This is a genomic window from Janthinobacterium sp. TND4EL3 (assembly GCF_900156175.1).
GTDB lineage: Bacteria > Pseudomonadota > Gammaproteobacteria > Burkholderiales > Burkholderiaceae_D > Janthinobacterium.
This window is the reverse complement of sequence record NZ_FTMV01000015.1, coordinates 120,240-141,552: the sequence shown is the minus strand read 5'-3', so window position 1 is coordinate 141,552 and position 21,313 is coordinate 120,240. Positions and strand designations below refer to the sequence as shown.

Here is a 21,313-nt window from a genome sequence, read left to right as displayed (position 1 = left end):
GCCGACATTACACCAGCCGCAAGGAGAACCGGGGGCAAGGCGCCCCCTTCCCCGCTATTTGACCAGCAATTCGCCCTGCAGCGGCGTGACGACGGATTTGGGCATGCTGACGATAAAACTGCTGCCCTTGTCGGCCACGGACTGGATGGCCAGGGTCCCCCCGTGGCGCAGCAGCACGTGCTTGACGATGGCCAGGCCCAGGCCCGTGCCCTGGGTTTCGCGCGAGCGGCTCTTGTCGACGCGGTAGAAACGTTCCGTCAAGCGCGAAATATGCTCCTGGCTGATGCCGATGCCCGTATCCTGCGCGATGAATTGCGGTCCGGCCGGGCCGTCCTGCCAGCGCAGGGTGATGGTGCCGCCGGCCGGCGTGTAGCGTACGGCGTTCGAGGCCAGGTTGCCGAAGGCGCTGTACAGTTCGTCGTAGCTGCCCAGCACGTCGGGGCCGTTGCATTCCATTTTCACTTCATGCTTGCCTGCCGACAAGCCCTTGGCGTCGCGCAAGACTTGCTGCATGAGCTTCTTGATATCCACGGGCTCGGGACGCAGCGGGTAGTCGACCGATTCCAGGCGCGACAGGGTCAGCATGTCCTCGATCAGATGCTGCATGCGGTGGCCCTGCTCCGTCATCAGCTTGAGGTGGGCGGCGCGCGTGGCGGCGTCCAGGTCCAGCTCGGCGGAAGCAATTTCCAGGAAACCGACGATGACCGTCAGCGGCGTGCGCAATTCGTGCGAGGCGTTGGCGATGAAGTCGCGGCGCATCATTTCGATGCGTTCCGTCTCCGTCACATCGTGCGTGACGAGGATCTGGCGGCGGTTTTCGAACGGGATGATCTGCACGATCAGCTTGCGGTTGCGGAAAGTGATCGTCAGCGGCTGGTCGTAGCGGCCCAGGATGATGTAATCCATGAACTCGGGGCTGCGGATCAGGTTAGTGACGCGCATGCCCTTGTCGCGCTCGTGGGTGAGGCCCAGGTGCTTCTCGGCGGCCGGGTTGCACCATTCGAGGAACAGCACGTCGTCCATGATGACGACGCCGTCCGGCAGCAGATGCATTGCTTGGCGAAAACGCGCCAGCCATTCCGTCAGCTCGGCCTGGTTTTTCTCGTCGTCGCGGCGCATGCGGTACAGGCGCGCGAAAATGCTGGTCCAGGCGCCCCAGCCGTCGGGCAGCTTGGCGCTTTCCGGGTTGTCCAGCCAGTTACTTAGCTGGAACAGATACGACAGTTGCACGAACACCATCATGGCCATCAGCACGAAGGCGATGCCCAGCGCATAGATGGCGCCAAACAGATACCACACCACCGCCACGCCCACCAGCGCCAGCACCATGCGCAAGGCGGCGGGCACCCAGAACAGCAATTTCGGATTCATAGAGTGAGGCTTTACTTTTCAGACAACATGTAGCCGACGCTGCGCACGGTCTTGATCAGGCTTTCCGCCTCTTTCAAGGCTTTGCGCAAGCGCAATACGTGGACGTCGACCGTGCGCTCCTCGATCACCACATGGTCGCCCCACACCTTGTCGAGCAGCTGGCTGCGCGAAAACACGCGCTCCGGATGGGCCAGCAGGAATTTCAGCAGCTTGTACTCGGCATGGCCGATATCGATCTTCTGCTCATCCATCATCACCGTGCAGCTGACGGGGTCCAGCGCGACGTTGCCGGCGCGCATGGGCGCCTGCGCGTGTTCCGGACTCTTGCGTCGCAGCAATGCCTTGGCCCGGGCCAGCAGCTCGCGCGGCGAGAACGGCTTGGTGACGTAATCGTCGGCGCCGCTGTTCAGGCCGGCCAGCTTGTCTTCTTCCATGCTCTTGGCGGTGAGCATGATGACGGGAATCGATGCGAAATTGCGGTCGGCGCGGATGCGCGACAGCAGGCGCAAGCCCGTCTGATCCGGCAGCATCCAGTCGAGCAGGATCAGATGCGGCGTGCGATGCTGGATGAATTCCCAGGCATCGGCGACATTTTGTACGGAACAGCAATTCCAACCCGATTCGCGCAGCGAATAGGTCACCAGTTCAACGATGGCCGGCTCATCTTCAACAATCAATACCGTGGTTTTATCAGATGCCATAAAGCTTACTCAGGGAGCTCCTCGGAAATGGCGGGAGCAGCCACCTTGGTGTGGCGGATGTCCTTGCCTTCAACCACGTAAATCACGTATTCGGCGATGTTTTTCGCATGGTCGCCGATCCGTTCGATGGCCTTGGCCACCCACAGGGTATCGAGCGCCGCCGAAATCGTGCGCGGGTCTTCCATCATAAAGGTAATCAGGTTGCGCATGATAGACCGAAACTCGTGGTCGATGATGGCATCTTGTGCAATTAATTGTAAGGCCAGCTTGCCATCGTTGCGGGCAAACGCGTCGAGCGCGTCATGCAGCATGTCGGTGGCCGTGTTGGCGATGCCGCGCACCATTTCGTAATGGTTGACGACGCCGTTGCCGCGCTTGTGCAGGTTCTTCGCCACGCGGGCGATTTTCGTCGCCTCGTCGCCTACGCGCTCGAGGTCGGTAATCACCTTGATGGTGGCCATGATGGTGCGCAAATCGTTGGCGGCAGGCTGGCGGCGCACGATCAGGTGGCTGCAGGCGTCGTCGAGCGACACTTCCAGCTGGTTGACGACGTCGTCTTCGCGCATCACGCGGTCGGCACGCTCGGCATTGCCGATGCGAAAGCACGTCATCGCGTCGAGGAACTGGGTTTCAACGATGCCGCCCATCAGGAGCACTTTCGAGCGGATCGCTTCGAGTTCGTTGTCGTATTGCTTGGATGAATGTTCGCCTAACATGCTGTCTCTCCGTATTCAGTTGTCTTGTATGTTGCCATGCGGGATGGATCAGCCGAAGCGGCCCGTGATGTAATCCTGCGTTTCCTTGCGGGCCGGATTCATGAAGATCTGGTCCGTTTCGCCGAATTCCACCAGTTCGCCCAGGTACATATAGGCAGTGTAGTCGGAGCAGCGCGCCGCCTGCTGCATGTTGTGCGTCACGATGGCGATCGTGTAGTCCTGTTTCAGTTCGCTGATCAGCTCTTCCACCTTCGACGTCGAGATGGGGTCCAGCGCCGAGGTCGGCTCGTCCAGCAGCAAGACGTCCGGCTTCACGGCCACGCCGCGCGCGATGCACAGGCGCTGCTGCTGGCCGCCCGACAGCGACAGGCCGCTCTTGTTCAGCTTATCCTTGACTTCGCCCCACAGCGCGGCCTTTTTCAGGGCCCACTCGACGCGCTCGTCCATCTCGCCCTTCGACAGGTCTTCATACAGGCGCACGCCGAAGGCGATGTTGTCGTACACGGACATGGGGAACGGCGTCGGCTTCTGGAACACCATGCCGACCTTGGCGCGCAGCATGTTGACGTCCTGGTCGGCGTCAAGCACGTTGCGGCCGCGGTACAGGATGGAGCCTTCCGCGCGCTGGCCCGGATACAGGTCATACATGCGGTTCAGGGTGCGCAGCAGGGTTGATTTTCCGCAACCGGACGGTCCGATGAAGGCGGTAACCTTCTTCTCGTGGATGTCCAGGTTGACGTTATGCAAGCTTTGCGTTTTGCCGTAAAAAAAGTTCAGGCCCGAAATCTCGATGGTTTTTTTCTTTGGTGCCAGGTCTTGGGCTGGATTCATTTGCGTATTCATATGGGTTCGCTTCGCTCGGTATCTGTTTAATGTGGGACTTTTTGGCTGAACACGGTGCGCGACAGGATATTCAAGGCCAGCACGCTGAAGGTGATCAGCAGTGCGCCGCCCCAGGCCAGCGAGCGCCAGTTGTCGTACGGGCTCATCGCAAACGATGCGATGACAGACGGCAAGTTGGCCATCGGTGCGTTCATGTTGAAGCTTTGGAACTGGTTATTCAGGGCCGTGAACAGCAGCGGGGCCGTTTCGCCGGCGATGCGGGCCAGGGCCAGCAGCACGCCCGTGATGACGCCGGCCTTGACGGCGCGCAGGCGCACCAGGGTGGCGACCTTCCAGCGCGGCGCGCCCAGGGCAAAGGCGGCTTCGAGCAGGCTGTTCGGCACCAGGCGCAGCATATTGTCCGTCGTGCGCACCACCACCGGTACGGCGATCAGCGACAGGGCGATGGCGCCGGCGTAACCGGAAAAGTGCTTGACGTGGGCCACGTACAGCGCATACACGAACAGGCCGATGACGATCGATGGCGCCGACAGCATGATGTCCGTCACGAAGCGCGTCACTTGCGCCAGCTTGTTTTCTTCGCCGTATTCGGCCAGGTAGATGCCGGCCAGGATGCCGATCGGCGTGCTGACCAGGGTCGCCAGGCCCACCATCAGGGCGCTGCCGACGATGGCGTTGATCAGGCCGCCGCCTTCGCTGCCGGGAGCCGGCGTCGTTTGCGTGAACAGGTCGATGGACAGGGCGCCGAAGCCCTTGATCACCAGCGTAAACAAAATCCACACGAGCACGGCCAGCCCCAGGGCCATGGCGGCCACCGACAGGGCGATGCCGACGCGGTGCATCAGCAGGCGCTTGCGGTAGACGGGATTCATGGCCGGCTTGGCCGGAACTTCGGTGCTAACTTGGCTGAGTTGGCTCATTTCGTGCCTTCCTTGCGGGACATGCCAGCCAGCATCAGCTTGGCGGCGGATAAGACGATAAAGGTGATGACGAACAGGATCAGGGCCAGCGAGAACAGCGAGGACACGTGCAGCGCCGATTGCGCTTCGCCGAATTCGTTGGCCAGCAGCGAGGTGATGCTGTTGCCGGCGGCAAACAGCGACCACGACAGTTTATTCGCGTTGCCGATGACGAAGGTCACGGCCATGGTTTCGCCCAGCGCGCGGCCCAGGCCCAGCATGACGCCGCCGACGACGCCGGTCTTGGTGTATGGCAAGACGATCTTGCGCACCACTTCCCAGCGCGTGCAGCCCAGGCCGTATGCGGATTCCTTCAGCACGGCGGGAACGATCTCGAACACGTCGCGCATCACGGAAGCGATGAAGGGGATGATCATGATGGCCAGCACCAGGCCGGCCGTCAGCAGGCCGATACCCATCATGGGGCCGCTGAACAGCTGGCCGATGAAAGGTACGTTGCCCAGCGTGGCTTTCAGGATGGGCTGGACGTGATCGGCAAACAGGGGCGCAAACACGAACAGGCCCCAGATGCCGTAGATGATCGAAGGCACGCCGGCGAGCAGCTCGACAGCCGTGCCCAGCGGACGGCGCAGCCAGGCCGGGCAGATTTCCGTGAGGAACAGGGCGATGCCGAAGCTGACGGGAAAGGCGATCAGCAAGGCGATGATGGAGGTCACCAGGGTGCCGATGATGGGGATCAGGGCGCCGTACTGGTCATTGACGGGGTCCCACTCGGCCGAGACGATGAAATGCAGGCCGAAGGTCTTGAAGGCCGGGATCGATTCCATGATCAGCGAAATGATGATGCCGACCAGGACGATCAGCACCGACAGGGCGAACAGCATCGTCACCTTGTGGAACATGAAATCCTGGATGCGCTGCTTGCGCATGGTGGAAAGCATTTGCGCGTGACTGACGGAATCGGTCATGGTGCCGCCTGGCATGGGGATCGTGGAAGAGGTAGATTGTGCGCTCATATTGTGCCAGATGTGGGTGGTACTGCCGGTACTACTGTTTGCAGTTACTGCTGTTGTTAACTCTTGTTTTATTGTTGCTTCTTAGCCAGGACCGTCTGCGAGGGCTTGCGGGCGGTCCTGGCTAACTCCCTGCCCCGCCGTGCTGCTGGCGGGGCAAGGACATTCTTGCTTGAATAAACCGTAGCGAGCGGCAACTAGTTGTGGCTGGGAAGCGGAGCTGTGCTTTGGCACAGTGGGCATCGCAGGCCGCAAATAGCGCCGCGCAGTAGGTTTATTAGTAGATCGACTTGCCGGAAGCGTCTTTCAGGTTGGCTTTCCACGATTCCTGCACCAGCTTCACGACCGATGCCGGCATCGGCACGTAGTCCAGTTCGACGGCAGCTGGGCCGCCGTTCTTGTAGGCCCAGTCGAAGAACTTCAGGACTTCTTTTGCCTTGGCTGCGTCAGCCTGGACTTTGTGCATCAGGATGAAGGACACGCCCGTGATCGGCCAGCTGTTCTTGCCAGCCTGGTCGGTCAGGACCACGCCGAAGCCTGGGGTTTGCGTCCATGGTGCCGAAGCGGCCGCTGCCTTGAAGTTGTCGTCGTCAGGCTGCAGGAAGTTGCCGTCCTTGTTTTGCAGCTGGGTGTGCGACATCTTGTTCTTCTTGGCGTAAGCCCACTCGACGTAGCCGATCGAACCCTTGATGCGCTGTACGTTGGCTGCCACGCCTTCATTACCCTTGCCGCCCACGCCCACTGCCCATTTCACGGCCGAACCGGCGCCGATCTTCGACTTGAATTCCGGGTTGGTTTTCGACAGGAAGTCGGTGAACAGGAAGGACGTGCCCGAACCGTCGGCGCGGTGCACCACGGTGATTTCCGTGTCCGGCAGCTTGACGCCCGAGTTCAGTGCGGCGATCTCGGGAGCGCTCCACTTGGTGATCTTGCCCAGGTAGATGTCGCCAACGACCTTGCCCGTCATCTTCAGCTGGCCTGGGGTCACGCCGTCCAGGTTGACGATGGTGACCACGCCGCCCATGATGGCCGGGAACTGCATCAAGCCCGCTTCTTCCAGCTCTTCCGCCTTCAACGGCATGTCCGAAGCGCCGAATTCAACAGTCTTGGCCTTGATCTGCTTGATGCCGGCGCCGGAACCGACGGACTGGTAGTTCAGGCCGTTGCCCGTGTTGGCTTTGTACGTCTCGGCCCATTTCGCGTAGATCGGGTACGGGAAGGTTGCACCAGCACCTGTCATATCTGCCGCCATGACGGAAGCGGAAGAAAATGCCATCGCTGCCGAAGCACCCACGACGATAAATTTGAACATTTGCTTCATTTGCATATCAAGTCCTCAGGGTTGTTAGGGCTCAAAGTCCCGGTTGAATGCTGCGCAGTCTAGCAAGCGAATATGACAGCTTTATGACATGCTGAAAAAATCCTGAAATATTTGCCTACGCCCCGGAAAGCGCTGTTTTCGACGGGAAAAATGACATCCAGAACAGTGTTATATGACATCTCTTGTCACGCTTACGTCATATTTCATGATTACACTCACAGCGCGTCATACAATGAGAAATACGGCTAGAATTAACTATCTGCAAAGACAAAAGAATATGAAACCTGAACTGCACACGGAAGTGACCAAATCGGGCATCCTGCTTGACCGCGAGCTGTCGCAACTGACTTTCAACCGGCGCGTGATGGCACAGGCGGAAGACCCGAACATTCCCCTGCTCGAGCGCCTGCGCTACCTGTGCATCGTCAGCAGCAACATGGATGAGTTCTTCGAAGTGCGCGTGGCCAGCCTGCTGGCGGCCGGCAGCATCGGCGGTTCGCTGGCCGGCCACCCTGCCCTGGCGGCCAACCTGGAGCGCATCGGCAAGGAATGCCATGCGCTGGTGGAACGCCAGTATGAGATATTAAATAGCGAAGTCTTGCCGGCCCTGCGCGAAGCGGGCGTGCATTTGCTGCGCGACAGCGACCGCAACGTGGCGCAGCGCGCCTGGGTCAAGCAGTATTTCGACCGCGAAGTGCGCCCCCTGCTGACCCCGATCGGCCTCGACCCGGCCCACCCCTTCCCGCAAGTGGTGAATAAGAGTCTCAATTTCATCGTTTCGCTGAGCGGCAAGGATGCGTTCGGGCGCGGCACGGCCATCGCCATCGTCAAGGCGCCCCGCGTATTGCCGCGCGTCATCAAGTTGCCGGACGACATATCCGGCGATGGCGTGTCCTTCTGTTTGTTGTCTTCCGTCATACATGCGCACATCTCGGACCTGTTCGCCGGGCGCGAAGTGATTGCCTATTCGCAATTTCGCGTCACGCGCGACAGCGACCTGTGGGTGGACGAGGATGAAGTCAAGAATCTGCGCCAGGCCCTGAAAGGCGAACTCGTGGGCCGCCAGTTCGGCACCTCGGTGCGCCTGGAAGTGGCGCGCAATTGTCCACCGGAATTATCACAGTTCCTGCTCGACCAGTTCAGCCTGGATCAAAGCCGCCTCTACCGCGTCAACGGTCCCGTGAACCTCGTGCGCCTGTCGGAAATGATCGACCACGTCAAGCAGCCCGAGCTGCGCTTCCCGCCGTTCTTCCCCGGCCTGGCCCATAAAGCCATCGGCAACGACATCTTTGTCGCCCTGAACAAGCACGACATCCTGCTGCACCATCCCTATCAGTCGTTCCAGACGGTCATCGACTTCATCCGCAGCGCCGCCTACGACCCGTCCGTCGTGGCCATCAAGCAGACGATCTACCGTACCGGCATGAATTCGGACCTGATGGAGTCGCTCATCACGGCGGCGAAGATGGGCAAGGAAGTGACCGTCATCGTGGAGCTGATGGCGCGTTTCGACGAAGAAGCCAATATCAACTGGGCCGACAAGCTGGAACAGGCGGGTGCGCAAGTGGTCTACGGCGTGGTGGGCCTGAAGACGCACGCCAAGGTGGCGCTCGTCATCCGCCGCGAGGAAGGCGCGCTGCGCTTCTATGCCCACTTGGGCACCGGCAACTATCATCCCACGACCACCAAGCTGTACACGGACTTCGGCTTGCTGACGGCCAACCAGGACCTGGCCGTGGAAGTCAACGAAGTGTTCATCCACCTGACCAGCCTGACCAAGCCGCACAACCTGAACCATTTGTGGCTGGCGCCGTTCGGCCTGCAAAGCGAGATCATCAAGGCCATCCGCAACGAGGCGAAGATCGCCCGCGCGGGCCGGCGCGGGCGCATCATCGTGAAAATCAATGCGCTCGTGGACGAATCCGTGATCCGCGCCCTGTATGCGGCCTCGACCGACGGCGTGAAGATCGACCTGATCGTGCGCGGCGCCTGCACCCTGAAGCCGGGTGTGCCGGGCCTGTCGGAAAATATCAAGGTGCGTTCCGTGATCGGCCGCTTCCTCGAGCACAGCCGCATCTATTACTTCCGCAACGACCTGGCGCACGATGTCTACCTGGCCAGCGCCGACTGGATGAGCCGCAACCTGTTCCGCCGCGTGGAAGTGGCCTTCCCCGTGCTGGACCGGGCGCTGAAGCGGCGCGTGATCGCCGAGGGCCTGAACCCGTATTTGAAGGATAATACGAATGCATGGGAGCTGGAACCGACAGGCCACTACGCGCGCCGCAAGCCGCGCGGCAAGCAAACGCCGTTCAGCGCCCAGCAATACCTGATGCACACACTGGGCACGCCGGGCGCGGAGGTCGGCGAGTAAACAGCTTTCGACTTTCAACACAGAGGAGTACAACATGGACCTCATCTTGTGGCGACACGCAGAAGCCGAGCCGGGCGTCCCCGACCTGGAGCGCGCACTGACAGTCAAAGGCCAGAAACAGGCGCGCCGCATGGGCGAGTGGCTCGCTTCGCAATTGCCGGAAAATTGCCGCATCCTCGTCAGCCCCGCCCTGCGCACCCTGCAGACGGCCGAGGCGCTGGGGCGCAAGTTCAAGCTGATGCCGGAACTGGCGCCCGGCGCCGAAGCGGAAGATATCCTGAAGGCAGCCAACTGGCCTGGCGGCAAGGAAAGCGTGCTCATCGTCGGCCACCAGCCCACCCTGGGCCAGGCGGCAGCGCTGCTGCTGACGGGCGAAGAACAGGAATGGGAAATGCGCAAGGCCAGCGCGTGGTGGTTCTCGCAGCGCGACCCCGGCGACCCCGTCAGCGTCTATTTGAAGGCCGTGATGGCGCATGACCTGATGGTGAAGTAGTCAAACAGGGAAATGCGCAAGGCCAGCGCAAGGATGGACAGGTTCCCGCAGCGCGACCCGGGCGACCCCGTCAGCGTCTATTTGAAGGCCGTGATGGCGCATGACCTGGTGGTGAAGTAGTCAAACAGGGAAATGCGCAAGGCCAGCGCAAGGATGGACAGGTTCCCGCAGCGCGACCCCGGTGACCCCGTCAGCGTCTATTTGAAGGCCGTGATGGCGCATGACCTGGTGGTGAAGTAGTCAAACAGGGAAATGCGCAAGGCCAGCGCAGGATGGACAGGTTCCCGCAGCGCGACCCCGGTGACCCCATCAGCGTCTATTTGAAGGCCGTGATGGCGCATGACCTGGTGGTGAAATAAGGAAAATGCGCAAAAAGTGCGCTGGGACAAATACTGGTAGGAATTACAACTCGGCAGCCTTGTAAAGCGCTGCCGATCTGCTAGAGTTTAATTGCATCAACTACGTGCCCGAGCACCGCTCCCGCACATTGAGCAACCCAGCGGACGGCCGTCCAACGGCGGCTGAAAGACCATGTTAATCACCTTCCTCGTTTTTCTCTTCATCGCCATCTTCGCCGCCATCATTGGCTTTGTCGCCTTTGAATTGATCGAAGAAATGCGCGGCAGTCATCACAAGCTGTTGGACCGCTATCACGAGTAGCGTTCACTTCGGCACTATCGCATGGCGCCAGCGACGGCCGCACCCGGCCCGTCTCTCGCGCCATCCTTGTATTTACACTCCCGTCTTGAACTTCGTATAGATGCGCGTCATCAAGCGGCGGATGTCGGCCGTGGTCGCTTCCGGCGCGGCCATGCGCTGCTTGTCGGCGTCCGACAGGAAAATGGCCTTGTTCTCGCCGATGTCCTTGCGCACGTACTTGATGCTGGCCGGATTCGGGTTCGCGTAGAACACTTTGTTGCTCAGGCTGGCATGCACTTGCGGACGCAAAATGTAATTGATGAACAGGTGCGCATTGTTCGGGTGCGGCGCGTCGGCGGGAATGGCCATGGTGTCGAACATCAGCGCGGCCGTCTTCGGCACCAGCACCTGGATCACATTGCCGTTTTTCGCATCGATGGCGCGCTGGCGCGCGATATTGATGTCGCCCGACCAGCCCAGCGCCACGCAGACGGAGCCGTTGGCCATGTCGTTGATGTAGCCGGACGAGCTGAACAGGGTCACGTAGGGACGAATCGCCTGCAGCACCTTGCCCGCTTCCTGGTAGTCGGCCGCCGTTTTCGAGTAGGCGGGCTTGCCCAGGTATTGCAGGGCGGCCGGCAGCACCTCCGACGGCGAATCGAGGAAGGACACGCCGCACGATTTCAGCTTGGCCGCGTATTTCGGGTCGAACACCAGGTCCCAGGCGTTGTCGGGCATGGCCATGCCGCCCAGCGCCGCCTTGACCTTGTTGACGTTGATGCCCACCGTCGTGTAGCCCCACAGCCAGTCGACCAGGTAATCGTTGTTCGGGTCTATCTTCGACAGCTTGGCCTGCAGGTGGGGGTCCAGGTTGCCCAGGTTCGTCAGCTTGCTCTTGTCGAGCTTGCGCAGCAGTCCCGCGTCGATCTGCAGGCGCGCCCACTGGGCCGTCGGCACGACGATGTCGTAGCCGGACTTGCCTGCCACCAATTTCGCATTGAGGATTTCATTGTTATCGAAAACATCATAGCGCACCTTGATGCCCGTTTCCTTCTCAAAATTCTTGATCGTATCGTCGCCGATATAGTCCGACCAGTTGTAGATGTTCAGGACCTTCTCTTCCTGGGCCTGAGCTTGGGCAGACAATGCCAGCATAGCCGCCGCCAAGGCCAGTCCCAGTCCAATGCGCCGTCCTGCCTGCCATGTGTTTGCCATCGTACCGCCTCCGAAAATTAGTCAGAAAATAGTGACGATGATAGCAAGAAGGGCACGATCAGGTCTAGCCTGATCGCGCCCTTGCTAAGATTCAACCCAAAAGCAAAGACCGGGTTCGGTTCCTCCGGAATCGGCATGCGCCGCATTGTGGCGCATGCCCCCTGAGGGTCCGAACCCAGCCTTTCGCCGCTGGGGTCAACATTACACCTTGTCCAGCCCCACTTGCGCCCCGGTAAACACGAGGTTGCCGTTCTGGGCGTCGATGCGGATCTCGTCTTTCGGGCCGAAGCGGCCTTCGAGGATCAGCTTCGACAGCGGATTTTCGATCTGCTGCTGGATCGCCCGTTTCAAAGGACGGGCGCCATACACCGGGTCGTAGCCCGCCTCGGCGATTTGCTGCAAGGCAGCGTCCGTCAGGCTCAGGCGCATGTCCATGCGCTCCAGGCGTTCTTCGAGGATCTTCAGCTGGATCTTCGCGATCGCGCCGATGTTCTTCTCGTCGAGGCCGTGGAACACGACGATTTCGTCGATGCGGTTGACGAACTCGGGACGGAAGTGCGCGCGCACCTCGGCCATCACGGCCAGCTTCACGACACCGGGGTCATCGCTTTCCATGGCCTGGATCTTGTGCGAACCGAGGTTCGAGGTCATGATGATGACGGTATTCTTGAAGTCCACCGTGCGGCCCTGGCCGTCCGTCATGCGTCCGTCGTCGAGCACTTGCAGCAGCACGTTGAAGACGTCGGCATGCGCTTTTTCCACTTCGTCGAGCAGGATCACGCTGTACGGCTTGCGGCGCACGGCTTCCGTCAGGTAGCCGCCCTCGTCGTAGCCCACGTAGCCGGGCGGCGCGCCGATCAGGCGGGCCACGGAATGCTTCTCCATGAACTCGCTCATGTCGATGCGGATCATCGATTCTTCCGTATCGAACAGGAAGGTCGCCAGCGCCTTGCTCAGCTCGGTCTTACCGACCCCCGTCGGTCCCAGGAACATGAAGGAACCATACGGACGGTTCGGGTCCGACAAGCCGGCGCGCGAGCGGCGGATGGCGTCGGCCACGGCCGTGATTGCCTCATCCTGGCCCACGACGCGCTCATGCAGCTTCTCTTCGATGTGCAGCAGCTTGTCGCGTTCGCCCTGCATCATGCGCGACACGGGAATGCCCGTCGCGCGCGACACCACTTCGGCGATTTCCTCGGCGCCCACTTCCGTGCGCAGCAGCTTCGGCTGGTCGGGATCGACCTTCGGCATGCCGCTGTCAGCCTGCTTGAGCTGGGCTTCCAGCTGCGGCAGCTTGCCGTACTGCAATTCCGATACTTTCTGCCAGTTGCTCTCGCGCGTGGCCTGCTCCATCTGCAGCTTGACGTTCTCGATCTCTTCCTTGATGTGCGTGCTGCCCTGCACCACGGCTTTTTCCGCCTTCAGGATTTCCTCGAAGTCATTGTATTCGCGCTGCAGCTTGAGGATTTCCTCTTCGATCAGCCCCAGGCGGCGCAACGACGCTTCGTCTTTTTCCTTCTTGACGGCTTCGCGCTCGATCTTGAGCTGGATCAAACGGCGTTCCAGCTTGTCCATCACTTCCGGCTTCGAATCGATCTCGATCTTGATCTTCGCCGCCGCTTCATCGATCAGGTCGATCGCCTTGTCGGGCAGGAAGCGGTCCGTGATGTAGCGGTGCGACAATTCCGCGGCGGCAATGATGGCCGCGTCCGTGATTTCCACCTTGTGATGCAGCGCGTATTTATCCTGCAAGCCGCGCAGGATGGCGATCGTCGCTTCCACGGTCGGCTCGTCGACGAGCACTTTCTGGAAGCGGCGTTCCAGCGCGGCGTCCTTCTCGATGTACTTGCGGTACTCGTCGAGGGTCGTGGCGCCCACGCAGTGCAGCTCGCCGCGCGCCAGTGCCGGTTTCAGCATATTGCCGGCATCCATCGCGCCGTCGGCCTTGCCCGCGCCCACCATCGTGTGCATCTCGTCGATGAAGACGATGGTTTGCCCTTCATCCATGGCCAGTTCCTTCAGCACGGATTTCAGGCGCTCCTCGAACTCGCCGCGGAACTTGGCACCGGCAACCAGGGCGGCCATGTCCAGCGCCAGCACGCGCTTGCCTTTCAGCGATTCGGGCACTTCGCCGTTGACGATGCGCTGCGCCAGGCCTTCGACGATGGCCGTCTTGCCCACGCCAGGTTCGCCGATCAGCACGGGATTGTTCTTGCTGCGGCGCTGCAGGATCTGGATGGTGCGGCGGATTTCATCGTCGCGGCCGATCACAGGGTCGAGCTTGCCCTTGCGCGCCCGCTCCGTCAGGTCCAGGGTGTATTTTTTCAGGGCTTCGCGCTGGCCCTCTGCCTCTTGCGAGTCGACCTTGTTACCGCCGCGCACGGCGTCGATGGCCGCTTCCAGGGCCTTGCGGGTCAGGCCGTTTTCGCGCGCCAGCTTGCCGCAGTCGGACTTGTCGTCCGTCATGGCCAGCAAGACCATTTCGCTGGACACGAACTGGTCGCCCGCCTTTTGCGATTCCTTGTCGGCCAGGTTCAGCAGGGCCACGAATTCGCGGCTGATCTGCACGTCGCCGCCCGTGCCGGAGACTTTCGGCAAGCGTTCGAGGGACGCGCCCAGGGCCTTGGACAGGCCGCCCACGTTGACGCCGGCCCGCTGCAAGAGCGAGCGGGCGCCGCCGTCGTCCTGGTTCAACAGGGCCGTCAGCAGGTGGACTGGTTCGATATAGGGATTGTCGTTGCCCACGGCCAGACTTTGCGCGTCGGCCAGGGCTTCCTGTAACTTGGTAGTCAGTTTATCTTGTCGCATGAAAAGCGCTCCCGGTTAATTAGTTGTTAACCAAATTGGGGTGAGGCAGTACTTTTCAAGCATACACAAAGCAGAAAACTAATGCACTTTGGCAAATGCTACGGTGTGGTCCGCGTCCGATTCAAATAGGGCTTGCTTTTGCCGTCCATTTGTCCAGCGCCGTCGCGTCGCTGTCGCGCGCATCGACCCAGCGCGCCCCTTCCGGCGTGTCTTCCTTCTTCCAGAACGGCGCTTCCGTCTTCAGGTAGTCGATGATGAATTCGCAGGCGGCAAACGCCTCGCCCCGGTGGGCCGACGAGACGGCCACCAGCACGATCTGCTCCTGCGGCAGCAGGGGTCCCACACGGTGAATCACCAGCGCGCCGGACAGGGGCCAGCGACCGCGCGCCTGCTCGACGATGGCTAGAATGGACTTTTCCGTCATGCCCGGATAGTGCTCGAGCTCCATCGCCGCCACGTCCAGCCCCTCGTTCATGTCGCGCACCGTGCCGACGAAGCCGACGACGGCACCCACCTTGGGGTTTCCTGCACGCAATTGTGCGATTTCTTGACTCAAGTCAAAATCGGCTTGCTGGACGCGGACGGTAGTGGTCATTTGGACACACCTCCGATGCGGCGCAGCAGGGTTTCGATGCGGCTGGCCGTGCGCGCATCGGTGGCGGCGGCAATCGCGCACAACTGCATCAGCTGCGACACTTGCGTGAGCGGCTTCTGGCCTGATTTGAGCGACGATTGCAGCACTTCCACCTGCATCTTCAGGCGGTCGCGGGCAAATTCGGCGCCGCTGTCGACGCCGGCGACGATTTCCAGGCGCAAGAGTTCAGCAAGCAAGCGCTCCTGGTTGGCCTGCAATTGCTGCGCGTAGGCGGCGCTGCCCTCGCCCAAGGCGGCCTGGGCGGCGGCAAAGCGCTGCTGCAGGCTGCGTTCGTACTGGGCGTCGAGCGGCGGCAAGGCGCTCCAGCGCTGAAGCCAGGTGGCCGCGTCGGCGCTGTCGCCGCCGTCCGCCAGTGCGGCTTCCAGCGCCTGCACCAGGCGCAGCTTGTCGCGCAGGGCGTTGGCCTGGGCCGCGCCGGCGCGCTCGGCGATGGCGTCCGCCTGCGCTTGCACGCCAGCAACCGCTGCCTGGTAGCGCTGTTCGATCTTCGCTTCGCTGGCGCGCGGCACGGGGCCGGTGGCGTTCCAGGCGGCGCGCGTGTCGCGCAGCAAGTGATGGATGAAGGCGCTGCGCGCCTTGTCGTCGCCCTCGGGCACGACAGCCGTTTCCAGCGCCGCGCACAGCGCTTCGCGCGCATGCAGGTGTTCGCGGCGCTCGTGGTCGGCCGCGTGGGCCGTTTCCTTGCGCCTGGCAAAGATATCGTCGCACGCGGCGCGGAAGCGCTGCCACAGCGCCTGTTCCGCGCGGCGTTCCAGCGGCAAGGCTTTCGCCAGTTCCTGCCATTTGTCCTGCAGGGCTTTGAGCATGTCGACCGTGTTGCGCTCCGACGGCTTGAGCAGGCCCACTTCGACGATCAATTGTTCGCGGCGCGCCGTCTCGATCTGGCGCTGCGTTTCCAGCGGTTTCGACAGGGCGTCCAGCGCGGCGCCAAATTCCGCATCGAGGCGCTTCTTTTCCTTGCGGTCGATGGTGCCCAGGCGCGTCCACGCCTGGCGCAAACGCTGCGCGGCGGAAGCAACGTGTTTCCAGTCGGTACTTTCTTCGGCCGCCAGGGCCGCCGTTTCCGCGATCAATTCCTGGGCCTTGGCCGCGTTGCCGTGGCGCTCTTCGGCCAACTGCTTGAAATGCTGGGCCGCCGGAGCGTACGCCACGCTGCAGGCCGCGTCGAAACGCTCCCACAGGGACTTCGGCGCGGGGCCGGACAAGGTGTCGAGCGACTTCCAGCGCTCGCGCAGGCTGCCCACCTTCTTGGCCAGCTCGGCCATCGGGAGTTCCTGCGCCGGCAATTCCTCCGCCGCCTTGACCAGTTCCTCGCGCGACACGTTGCCGCCCCAGCGAGCCCAGTCGGCCAGTTGCTTGAATTGCGCGCGCACATGGGCCAGGCGATCGGACTGGGCCGACGTCAAACGGCCATGTTTGCTGTCGCGCAAGGCTTTATCGTGCTCGGATGCCACGTGCAGCAAGCCATCCTGCAGGGCCGCTTCCATGGCGTCGAGCGTCTTGAAGAACTGCTCTGTCGCTTCCTTCGACACGGGGGCGTGCTCCTGACGCGGCTTGCGCGGCGCCGGTTCCGCATGCGCTGGCGCTTCCACGTCGGCAGCAGGAACGACAGGCGCTGGGGCACTGGCCAGCAGGGCCGCAAATTGCTGCTGCAGGCTGTCGGACAGACCCGATTCGGGCAGGCGCGGCAGGGCTTGCCACGTGCGTTTCAACACATCCACGTCCAGGGTGGCGGCGTCCTGCGCCTGCCATTCGGCCAGCGCAAGCTGGCGCGCGTCGAACACGGCCTGGTGCTGCTGCAGCGCCTGCAAGGCGGACTGCGCCTGTTCGCGCGCTTGCGTAAAGTCAAGTTCCAGATGTTTCGGCAGCGAGCCGCGCTCAGGCGATTGCGCATGCTGCGCGTGCTCCGCGTCCAGGCGGGCCAGCGCCTGCGCCAGCTCTTCGGCCGCGTGGCCATTGCTGGCCAGCGCGCGCATGGCAGCCACGGCGTCGATCACGGCGCGCTGCAGCACCACTTGTGCTTCCAGGCGGGCGGCCAGCGCGGCGCGCGCGGCGGCAAAGGCACTCTCCAGTTCGGGCGTAGCCTTGATCACCTGCCATTGGCGGTCCAGCTCGGCCACCTGGTTCGGGCTCAGCTTGTCATCGTTCAACAGGCGCTGGGCCGTCTCGATGCTGGCCTGGGCGCGTTGCGTCTCGGCCGCCTGATGGCGGATCAGGTCGATGCGGCCCTGCATCAGCTTGGCGACGCGGCGGTCCGTGTTGCGCATGGCGTGGTGGACTTTTTCCAGCAGGGGCAAGGCGTGGACGTGTTCGGCCGCGATCAGGCGGGCATCGGCAAATTCGCTCGACAGGATGAATTCAGAGGCGGCGGCTTCGTCGCCAGCCACGGCATGGGCACGCGCAACCTGTTCGGCGCGGCGCGATGCGCTCTGCGCCGAGGCGGCGGCCTGTTCTGCCACGACAGGATCGGGGACGGCAGTCTTGCTGGCAGAACGCTTGAAAAGAAATTCGAACATGACGGGTTTCGCGTGGATCAAAACCACCATCATAACAAAGCCCGGGGTATTGCATCGGACGGGTCCGTGCAAGTTAGCAAATGACTAACGCCAGATTTCTCCTATGGCAGCAACCGTGCTGCGCCAGCCCTGCGCTGCGGCAAAACCAGGGGCGCCGCCCCGGCGCAAACGCGACGGCGGGGTGTGTGCCCGCTTCCGTTCAAGCGTGCGCGCGCAGCGGCTGCGCCGGCACGGGCAACGCGGATGCGGCGCCATCGGCTGCCGTTTCAGCGCTGCCGCCTGTTGCCGGCAACGGTGCCGGCAACGGTGCCGGTAAAACAAAGGGCAGCACTTGCGCCTTGCCGCGGCGCGCCTCCCGCGCGCGCGCATCGTGGGCCAGGAATTGATAGGCGATGGCAAACCACGCTTCGCCCACGATGACCTTGCGGGCCAGCGCAAACAGTTCGCGTTCTTCTTTTTCCAGGCGCTGCAGCAAGGCCGCGCAAAAGGCGTCGATGGCCGCACACAGCTGCCCCGCCTGCAGCCCGGACGTGTCGATGGCGGCGCCCGCGCGCTGCTGCACCACATTGATGCTTTCCAGCGCCGCGTGGTTCAAGCCGTTGAGCTCATTGAGCAAGCCGTCCGCATGGGGCGTGGCCTGGCGGATGGCGGGAATCAGGTACATCTCGACCTTGCGCCAGTAGCCGCCCTGAAACAGGCGGCTCAGCCAGTCGGCCGCGTACTGCATCTGCGCCAGGTTCAGCTCGCTCTGCTGGCGCAGCTGCGCATGCATGTATTTCTGAAAAGCCAACAAGCTCATGCGGATGCTGGTCTGCTCCACCGTCAGGGATACCAATATATATGTTGCCGTAAGCATGCACTCACTCCCGAAAATGCGCCGGATGTCTGATCCTGGAAGTGAAAGTGTAAAGACTACCGACAGGGCCGGGTTTGATCCTGCACAAACCCTGCGCGGGCTGCGCGCATTTTTCAGCGCGGCGGCCGCAAGCCGATATGCAGGTCCACGACGCCCGGCTCTTCCGACGGCGTGACCTCGCCGCCAAAGCTTTTCACCAGCCGCTGCATGCCCTTGTTGCGCGCCATGGCCTCGCCCACCAGCGCCTCCGTGCCCCGGCTGCGGAAGTAGTCGACCAGCTTTTCGAACAGGATGTGCCCGAGGCCCTTGCCCTTCAGGGCCGAGCGCACGGCGATGGCGAAGTCGGCGTGGATATTGTCCGGGTCGGCCACGGCGCGCACCACGCCCAGGGTTTCCGGCTTGCCGTCCGGCCCCGTGTGGGTGGCGATGAAGGCCATGGCGCGGTCGTAATCGATCTGCGTCAAACGCGCCAGCTGCGACACGGGCAGCTCGCGCATCGAGGTAAAAAAGCGCAGGCGCACGTCGTCCGGGTCCAGCGCGTGGAACAGCTCCATGTGCTGCGGCGCGTCCTCGGGGCGGATGGGGCGCAGCAGAATCGGTTTATCCATCCACGTCACCTGCTCTTCCAGTTCCTGCGGATACGGGCGGATGGCCAGGCGGTCGCGCTGCTGGCCCGGCTGCAAACGGATGCGCGCGTCGAGGGCGATCACGCCGTCCGCGTCGGCCACCAGCGGGTTGATGTCGAGTTCGGCCAGTTCGCCGATGTCGGCCACCAGTTCGGCCACCTGGATCAGGGTATAGCAGATGGCGTCGATGTCGGCCGGCGGCTGGTTGCGGTAGCCGGCCAGCAGTTTCGACACGCGCGTGCGCGCCAGCATGTCGCGCGCCAGCACCATGTTCAGCGGCGGCAGGCCGATGGCGTGATCGGCCGTCACTTCCACGGCGATGCCGCCCTGCCCCACCAGGATCACGGGGCCGAAGGCGGCGTCCGTCGTGACGCCGACGATCAGTTCATGCGACTGCGGCCGGCGCGCCATCTGCTGCACCGTAAAACCGTCGATCAGCGCGTCGGGACGCATGCGGCGCACGCGCTTGAGCATGGCGGCGGCGGCCGTGCGCAGGATGTCGGGCGTGTCGAGGTCCAGCGCCACGCCGCCCACGTCGGATTTGTGGGCGATATCGGGCGAATGGATCTTCAGCGCGACGGGATAGCCGATGTCCGCCGCCACGGCCAGCGCCGCTTCCACGTCGGCCGCCATGCGCGTGGTGGCCACGGGAATGCCGTAGGCGGCCAGAATCTCTTTCGAGCGGCATTCGCCGAGCACCGTCTGGCCAGCCGCCAGCGCGGCGGCGACGATTTCGCGCACACGGGCGCGGCGCGGCGTGGCCGACATCGGCAGCTGCGCCGGCACCTGCATCAGGGTTTCCTGGTTGCGCCGGTACTGCACGATCTGCATGAAGCCATGCACGGCCTTTTCCGGCGTGTCATAGGTGGGAATGCCGGCGCGATTGAAAACCTGGCGCGCGGGCGCCACGGTGGTGCCGCCCAACAGGCACGACAGCACCGTGCGCGAGGTGGCCTTGATCAGCGGCGTGACGGCTTCGGCGATGTCGATCGACGAAACCATGGCCGTGGGCGCGTGCAGCAGCAGCAAGGCGTCCGCCTGCGGCTCGTCGAGCAGCGGCTTGATGGCGTCGGCATAGCGCTGCACGGCCGCGTCGCCGGGCAAGCCGACGGGGTTGTCGTGCGACCAGCCCCTTGGCAGGGCCTTTTCCAGCGCGATCACGGTATCGGGCGACAGTTCGGCCAGCTTGCCGCCGCTGCCCACCAGCGCGTCGGTGGCCATCACGCCCAGGCCGCCGCCATTGCACAGGATCGCCAGGCGCTCGCCGCGCTGCGAGCGGATGTGCGTGAGCGTTTCCACGGCGTCGAACAGTTCCTCGGCCGAATACACGCGCAGCATGCCGGCGCGGCGGATGGCCGCGTCGTACACGGCGTCGGAACCGGCCAGCGCGCCCGTATGCCAGGCCGCCATGGCCGCGCCTTCCGCCTCGCGCCCCGCCTTCAGCACGATGACGGGCTTGCTGCGCGCGGCCGCCCGCGCCGCCGACATGAATTTGCGCGCGGCCTGGATGTCTTCCATGTACAGCAGGATGGCGGCCGTGTCGGCATCGCCGGCCAGGTAGTCGAGCAGGTCGCCGAAATCGATGTCGTAGCTGCCGCCGAGCGAAATGAACTTGGAAAAGCCCACGCCATGCGCGTTGGCCCAGTCGAGCACGCCCGACACCAGCGCGCCCGACTGCGACACGAAGGCGATCTTGCCGGCCGTCGCCCCCACGTGGGCAAAGCTGGCGTTCAAGCCCAGTCTCGGCACGAGCAGCCCCATGCTGTTGGGGCCGAGGATGCGCAGCAGATGCGGCTTGGCCGCCTTCAGCATGGCCAGGCGCAGCGCTTGCTCGCGCACGGGGTCGATGCCGGAAGTCATGACGATGGCCGCGCGCGTGCCCAGCGCGCCCAGTTCGCGGATCAGCGCCGTGATGGTGGCCGGCGGCGTGCAGATGATGGCCAGGTCCGGCGCCTTGGGCAGCTGCGCCAGCTTGCGGTAGCATTTCAGGCCCATCAGCTCGTCATACTTGGGATTGACGGGCCAGATCTCTCCCTGGTAGCCGCCTCCCAGCAGGTTGTACAGGGCGATGGCGCCCAGCTTGCGTTCGCGCGCCGTGGCGCCGATCAGGGCCACCGAGGCCGGCTTGAACAGCTTGTCGAGATTACGGATACTCATGTTCTGGCCTCATGGTTTGCCGGAGTGGCTAAAGGTACTCCCCCAGTGTATAGGATGCGTTGCCAAAAAAATTTGACTTTGTGAAGCGTTTC

16 protein-coding genes are annotated in these 21,313 nt (G+C 62.8%); 3 read left to right on the top strand and 13 right to left on the bottom strand.

Going from position 1 to position 21,313, the window contains the following annotated elements:
- Positions 1 to 54 precede the first annotated feature (54 nt).
- The 7 genes from phoR to pstS form a co-directional block, all read right to left on the bottom strand.
- Positions 55 to 1,371, bottom strand: a complete 1,317-nt coding sequence (gene phoR / locus BXA07_RS21995) for a phosphate regulon sensor histidine kinase PhoR (protein ID WP_076570865.1) — start codon at positions 1,369 to 1,371, stop codon at positions 55 to 57.
- 11 nt (positions 1,372 to 1,382) lie between these two features.
- On the bottom strand, positions 1,383 to 2,072 hold the full coding sequence (locus tag BXA07_RS21990; protein WP_076570863.1) for a response regulator: 690 nt from the start codon (positions 2,070 to 2,072) through the stop codon (positions 1,383 to 1,385).
- Between the two features lie 5 nt (positions 2,073 to 2,077).
- A complete protein-coding gene (gene phoU / locus BXA07_RS21985; RefSeq protein WP_076570862.1) occupies positions 2,078 to 2,788 on the bottom strand; it encodes a phosphate signaling complex protein PhoU in 711 nt (236 codons plus the stop codon).
- A 48-nt stretch (positions 2,789 to 2,836) separates the two neighbouring features.
- Complete coding sequence (gene pstB, locus BXA07_RS21980) at positions 2,837 to 3,631, bottom strand: phosphate ABC transporter ATP-binding protein PstB (RefSeq protein ID WP_071078203.1); 795 nt, start codon at positions 3,629 to 3,631, stop codon at positions 2,837 to 2,839.
- A 26-nt stretch (positions 3,632 to 3,657) separates the two neighbouring features.
- Positions 3,658 to 4,551, bottom strand: coding sequence for a phosphate ABC transporter permease PstA (pstA, locus tag BXA07_RS21975; RefSeq protein WP_076570860.1), 894 nt, complete (start codon positions 4,549 to 4,551; stop codon positions 3,658 to 3,660).
- Complete coding sequence (gene pstC / locus BXA07_RS21970) at positions 4,548 to 5,519, bottom strand: phosphate ABC transporter permease subunit PstC (RefSeq protein ID WP_244556356.1); 972 nt, start codon at positions 5,517 to 5,519, stop codon at positions 4,548 to 4,550. Before pstC ends, pstA begins: the two co-directional genes overlap by 4 nt.
- 322 nt (positions 5,520 to 5,841) lie before the next feature.
- Positions 5,842 to 6,891, bottom strand: coding sequence for a phosphate ABC transporter substrate-binding protein PstS (gene pstS / locus BXA07_RS21965; protein ID WP_076570857.1), 1,050 nt, complete (start codon positions 6,889 to 6,891; stop codon positions 5,842 to 5,844).
- Between the two features lie 271 nt (positions 6,892 to 7,162).
- Here pstS and ppk1 point away from each other — a divergent pair, with 271 nt between their 5' ends.
- The 3 genes from ppk1 (at position 7,163) to BXA07_RS31675 (ending at position 10,409) form a co-directional block, all read left to right on the top strand.
- Positions 7,163 to 9,256, top strand: a complete 2,094-nt coding sequence (gene ppk1, locus BXA07_RS21960) for a polyphosphate kinase 1 (RefSeq protein WP_076570855.1) — start codon at positions 7,163 to 7,165, stop codon at positions 9,254 to 9,256.
- A gap of 34 nt (positions 9,257 to 9,290) precedes the next feature.
- Positions 9,291 to 9,749: a phosphohistidine phosphatase SixA gene (gene sixA, locus BXA07_RS21955; RefSeq protein WP_076570854.1), complete on the top strand. Its 459-nt coding sequence runs from the start codon at positions 9,291 to 9,293 to the stop codon at positions 9,747 to 9,749.
- 531 nt (positions 9,750 to 10,280) lie between these two features.
- Positions 10,281 to 10,409 (top strand): hypothetical protein, encoded by a 129-nt coding sequence (locus BXA07_RS31675; RefSeq protein WP_280175070.1) that lies wholly within the window; start codon positions 10,281 to 10,283, stop codon positions 10,407 to 10,409.
- A 72-nt stretch (positions 10,410 to 10,481) separates the two neighbouring features.
- Here the strand turns inward: BXA07_RS31675 and BXA07_RS21950 are convergent, their stop codons facing one another.
- From BXA07_RS21950 to BXA07_RS21925, 6 genes are all read right to left on the bottom strand, one after another.
- A complete protein-coding gene (locus BXA07_RS21950) occupies positions 10,482 to 11,603 on the bottom strand; it encodes a polyamine ABC transporter substrate-binding protein (protein WP_076570852.1) in 1,122 nt (373 codons plus the stop codon).
- Positions 11,604 to 11,804: 201 nt separating this feature from the next.
- Positions 11,805 to 14,411, bottom strand: a complete 2,607-nt coding sequence (clpB, locus tag BXA07_RS21945) for an ATP-dependent chaperone ClpB (RefSeq protein WP_076570851.1) — start codon at positions 14,409 to 14,411, stop codon at positions 11,805 to 11,807.
- 121 nt (positions 14,412 to 14,532) lie between these two features.
- Positions 14,533 to 15,006 (bottom strand): molybdopterin synthase catalytic subunit MoaE, encoded by a 474-nt coding sequence (moaE, locus tag BXA07_RS21940; RefSeq protein WP_076570849.1) that lies wholly within the window; start codon positions 15,004 to 15,006, stop codon positions 14,533 to 14,535.
- On the bottom strand, positions 15,003 to 17,582 hold the full coding sequence (locus BXA07_RS21935) for a DUF349 domain-containing protein (protein WP_076570955.1): 2,580 nt from the start codon (positions 17,580 to 17,582) through the stop codon (positions 15,003 to 15,005). Before BXA07_RS21935 ends, moaE begins: the two co-directional genes overlap by 4 nt.
- 199 nt (positions 17,583 to 17,781) lie before the next feature.
- Positions 17,782 to 18,438, bottom strand: a complete 657-nt coding sequence (locus tag BXA07_RS21930) for a hemerythrin domain-containing protein (RefSeq protein WP_139335694.1) — start codon at positions 18,436 to 18,438, stop codon at positions 17,782 to 17,784.
- A gap of 113 nt (positions 18,439 to 18,551) precedes the next feature.
- Positions 18,552 to 21,221, bottom strand: coding sequence for a bifunctional acetate--CoA ligase family protein/GNAT family N-acetyltransferase (locus tag BXA07_RS21925; RefSeq protein WP_076570845.1), 2,670 nt, complete (start codon positions 21,219 to 21,221; stop codon positions 18,552 to 18,554).
- Positions 21,222 to 21,313 lie beyond the last annotated feature (92 nt).

Coding starts and splice junctions, on each gene's coding strand:
- phoR (WP_076570865.1), bottom strand. CDS start 1,371: ATGAATCCGAAATTGCTGTTCTGGGTGCCCGCCGCCTTGCGCATGGTG.
- BXA07_RS21990 (WP_076570863.1), bottom strand. CDS start 2,072: ATGGCATCTGATAAAACCACGGTATTGATTGTTGAAGATGAGCCGGCC.
- phoU (WP_076570862.1), bottom strand. CDS start 2,788: ATGTTAGGCGAACATTCATCCAAGCAATACGACAACGAACTCGAAGCG.
- pstB (WP_071078203.1), bottom strand. CDS start 3,631: ATGAATACGCAAATGAATCCAGCCCAAGACCTGGCACCAAAGAAAAAA.
- pstA (WP_076570860.1), bottom strand. CDS start 4,551: ATGAGCCAACTCAGCCAAGTTAGCACCGAAGTTCCGGCCAAGCCGGCC.
- pstC (WP_244556356.1), bottom strand. CDS start 5,519: ATGACCGATTCCGTCAGTCACGCGCAAATGCTTTCCACCATGCGCAAG.
- pstS (WP_076570857.1), bottom strand. CDS start 6,891: ATGCAAATGAAGCAAATGTTCAAATTTATCGTCGTGGGTGCTTCGGCA.
- ppk1 (WP_076570855.1), top strand. CDS start 7,163: ATGAAACCTGAACTGCACACGGAAGTGACCAAATCGGGCATCCTGCTT.
- sixA (WP_076570854.1), top strand. CDS start 9,291: ATGGACCTCATCTTGTGGCGACACGCAGAAGCCGAGCCGGGCGTCCCC.
- BXA07_RS31675 (WP_280175070.1), top strand. CDS start 10,281: ATGTTAATCACCTTCCTCGTTTTTCTCTTCATCGCCATCTTCGCCGCC.
- BXA07_RS21950 (WP_076570852.1), bottom strand. CDS start 11,603: ATGGCAAACACATGGCAGGCAGGACGGCGCATTGGACTGGGACTGGCC.
- clpB (WP_076570851.1), bottom strand. CDS start 14,411: ATGCGACAAGATAAACTGACTACCAAGTTACAGGAAGCCCTGGCCGAC.
- moaE (WP_076570849.1), bottom strand. CDS start 15,006: ATGACCACTACCGTCCGCGTCCAGCAAGCCGATTTTGACTTGAGTCAA.
- BXA07_RS21935 (WP_076570955.1), bottom strand. CDS start 17,582: ATGTTCGAATTTCTTTTCAAGCGTTCTGCCAGCAAGACTGCCGTCCCC.
- BXA07_RS21930 (WP_139335694.1), bottom strand. CDS start 18,438: ATGCTTACGGCAACATATATATTGGTATCCCTGACGGTGGAGCAGACC.
- BXA07_RS21925 (WP_076570845.1), bottom strand. CDS start 21,221: ATGAGTATCCGTAATCTCGACAAGCTGTTCAAGCCGGCCTCGGTGGCC.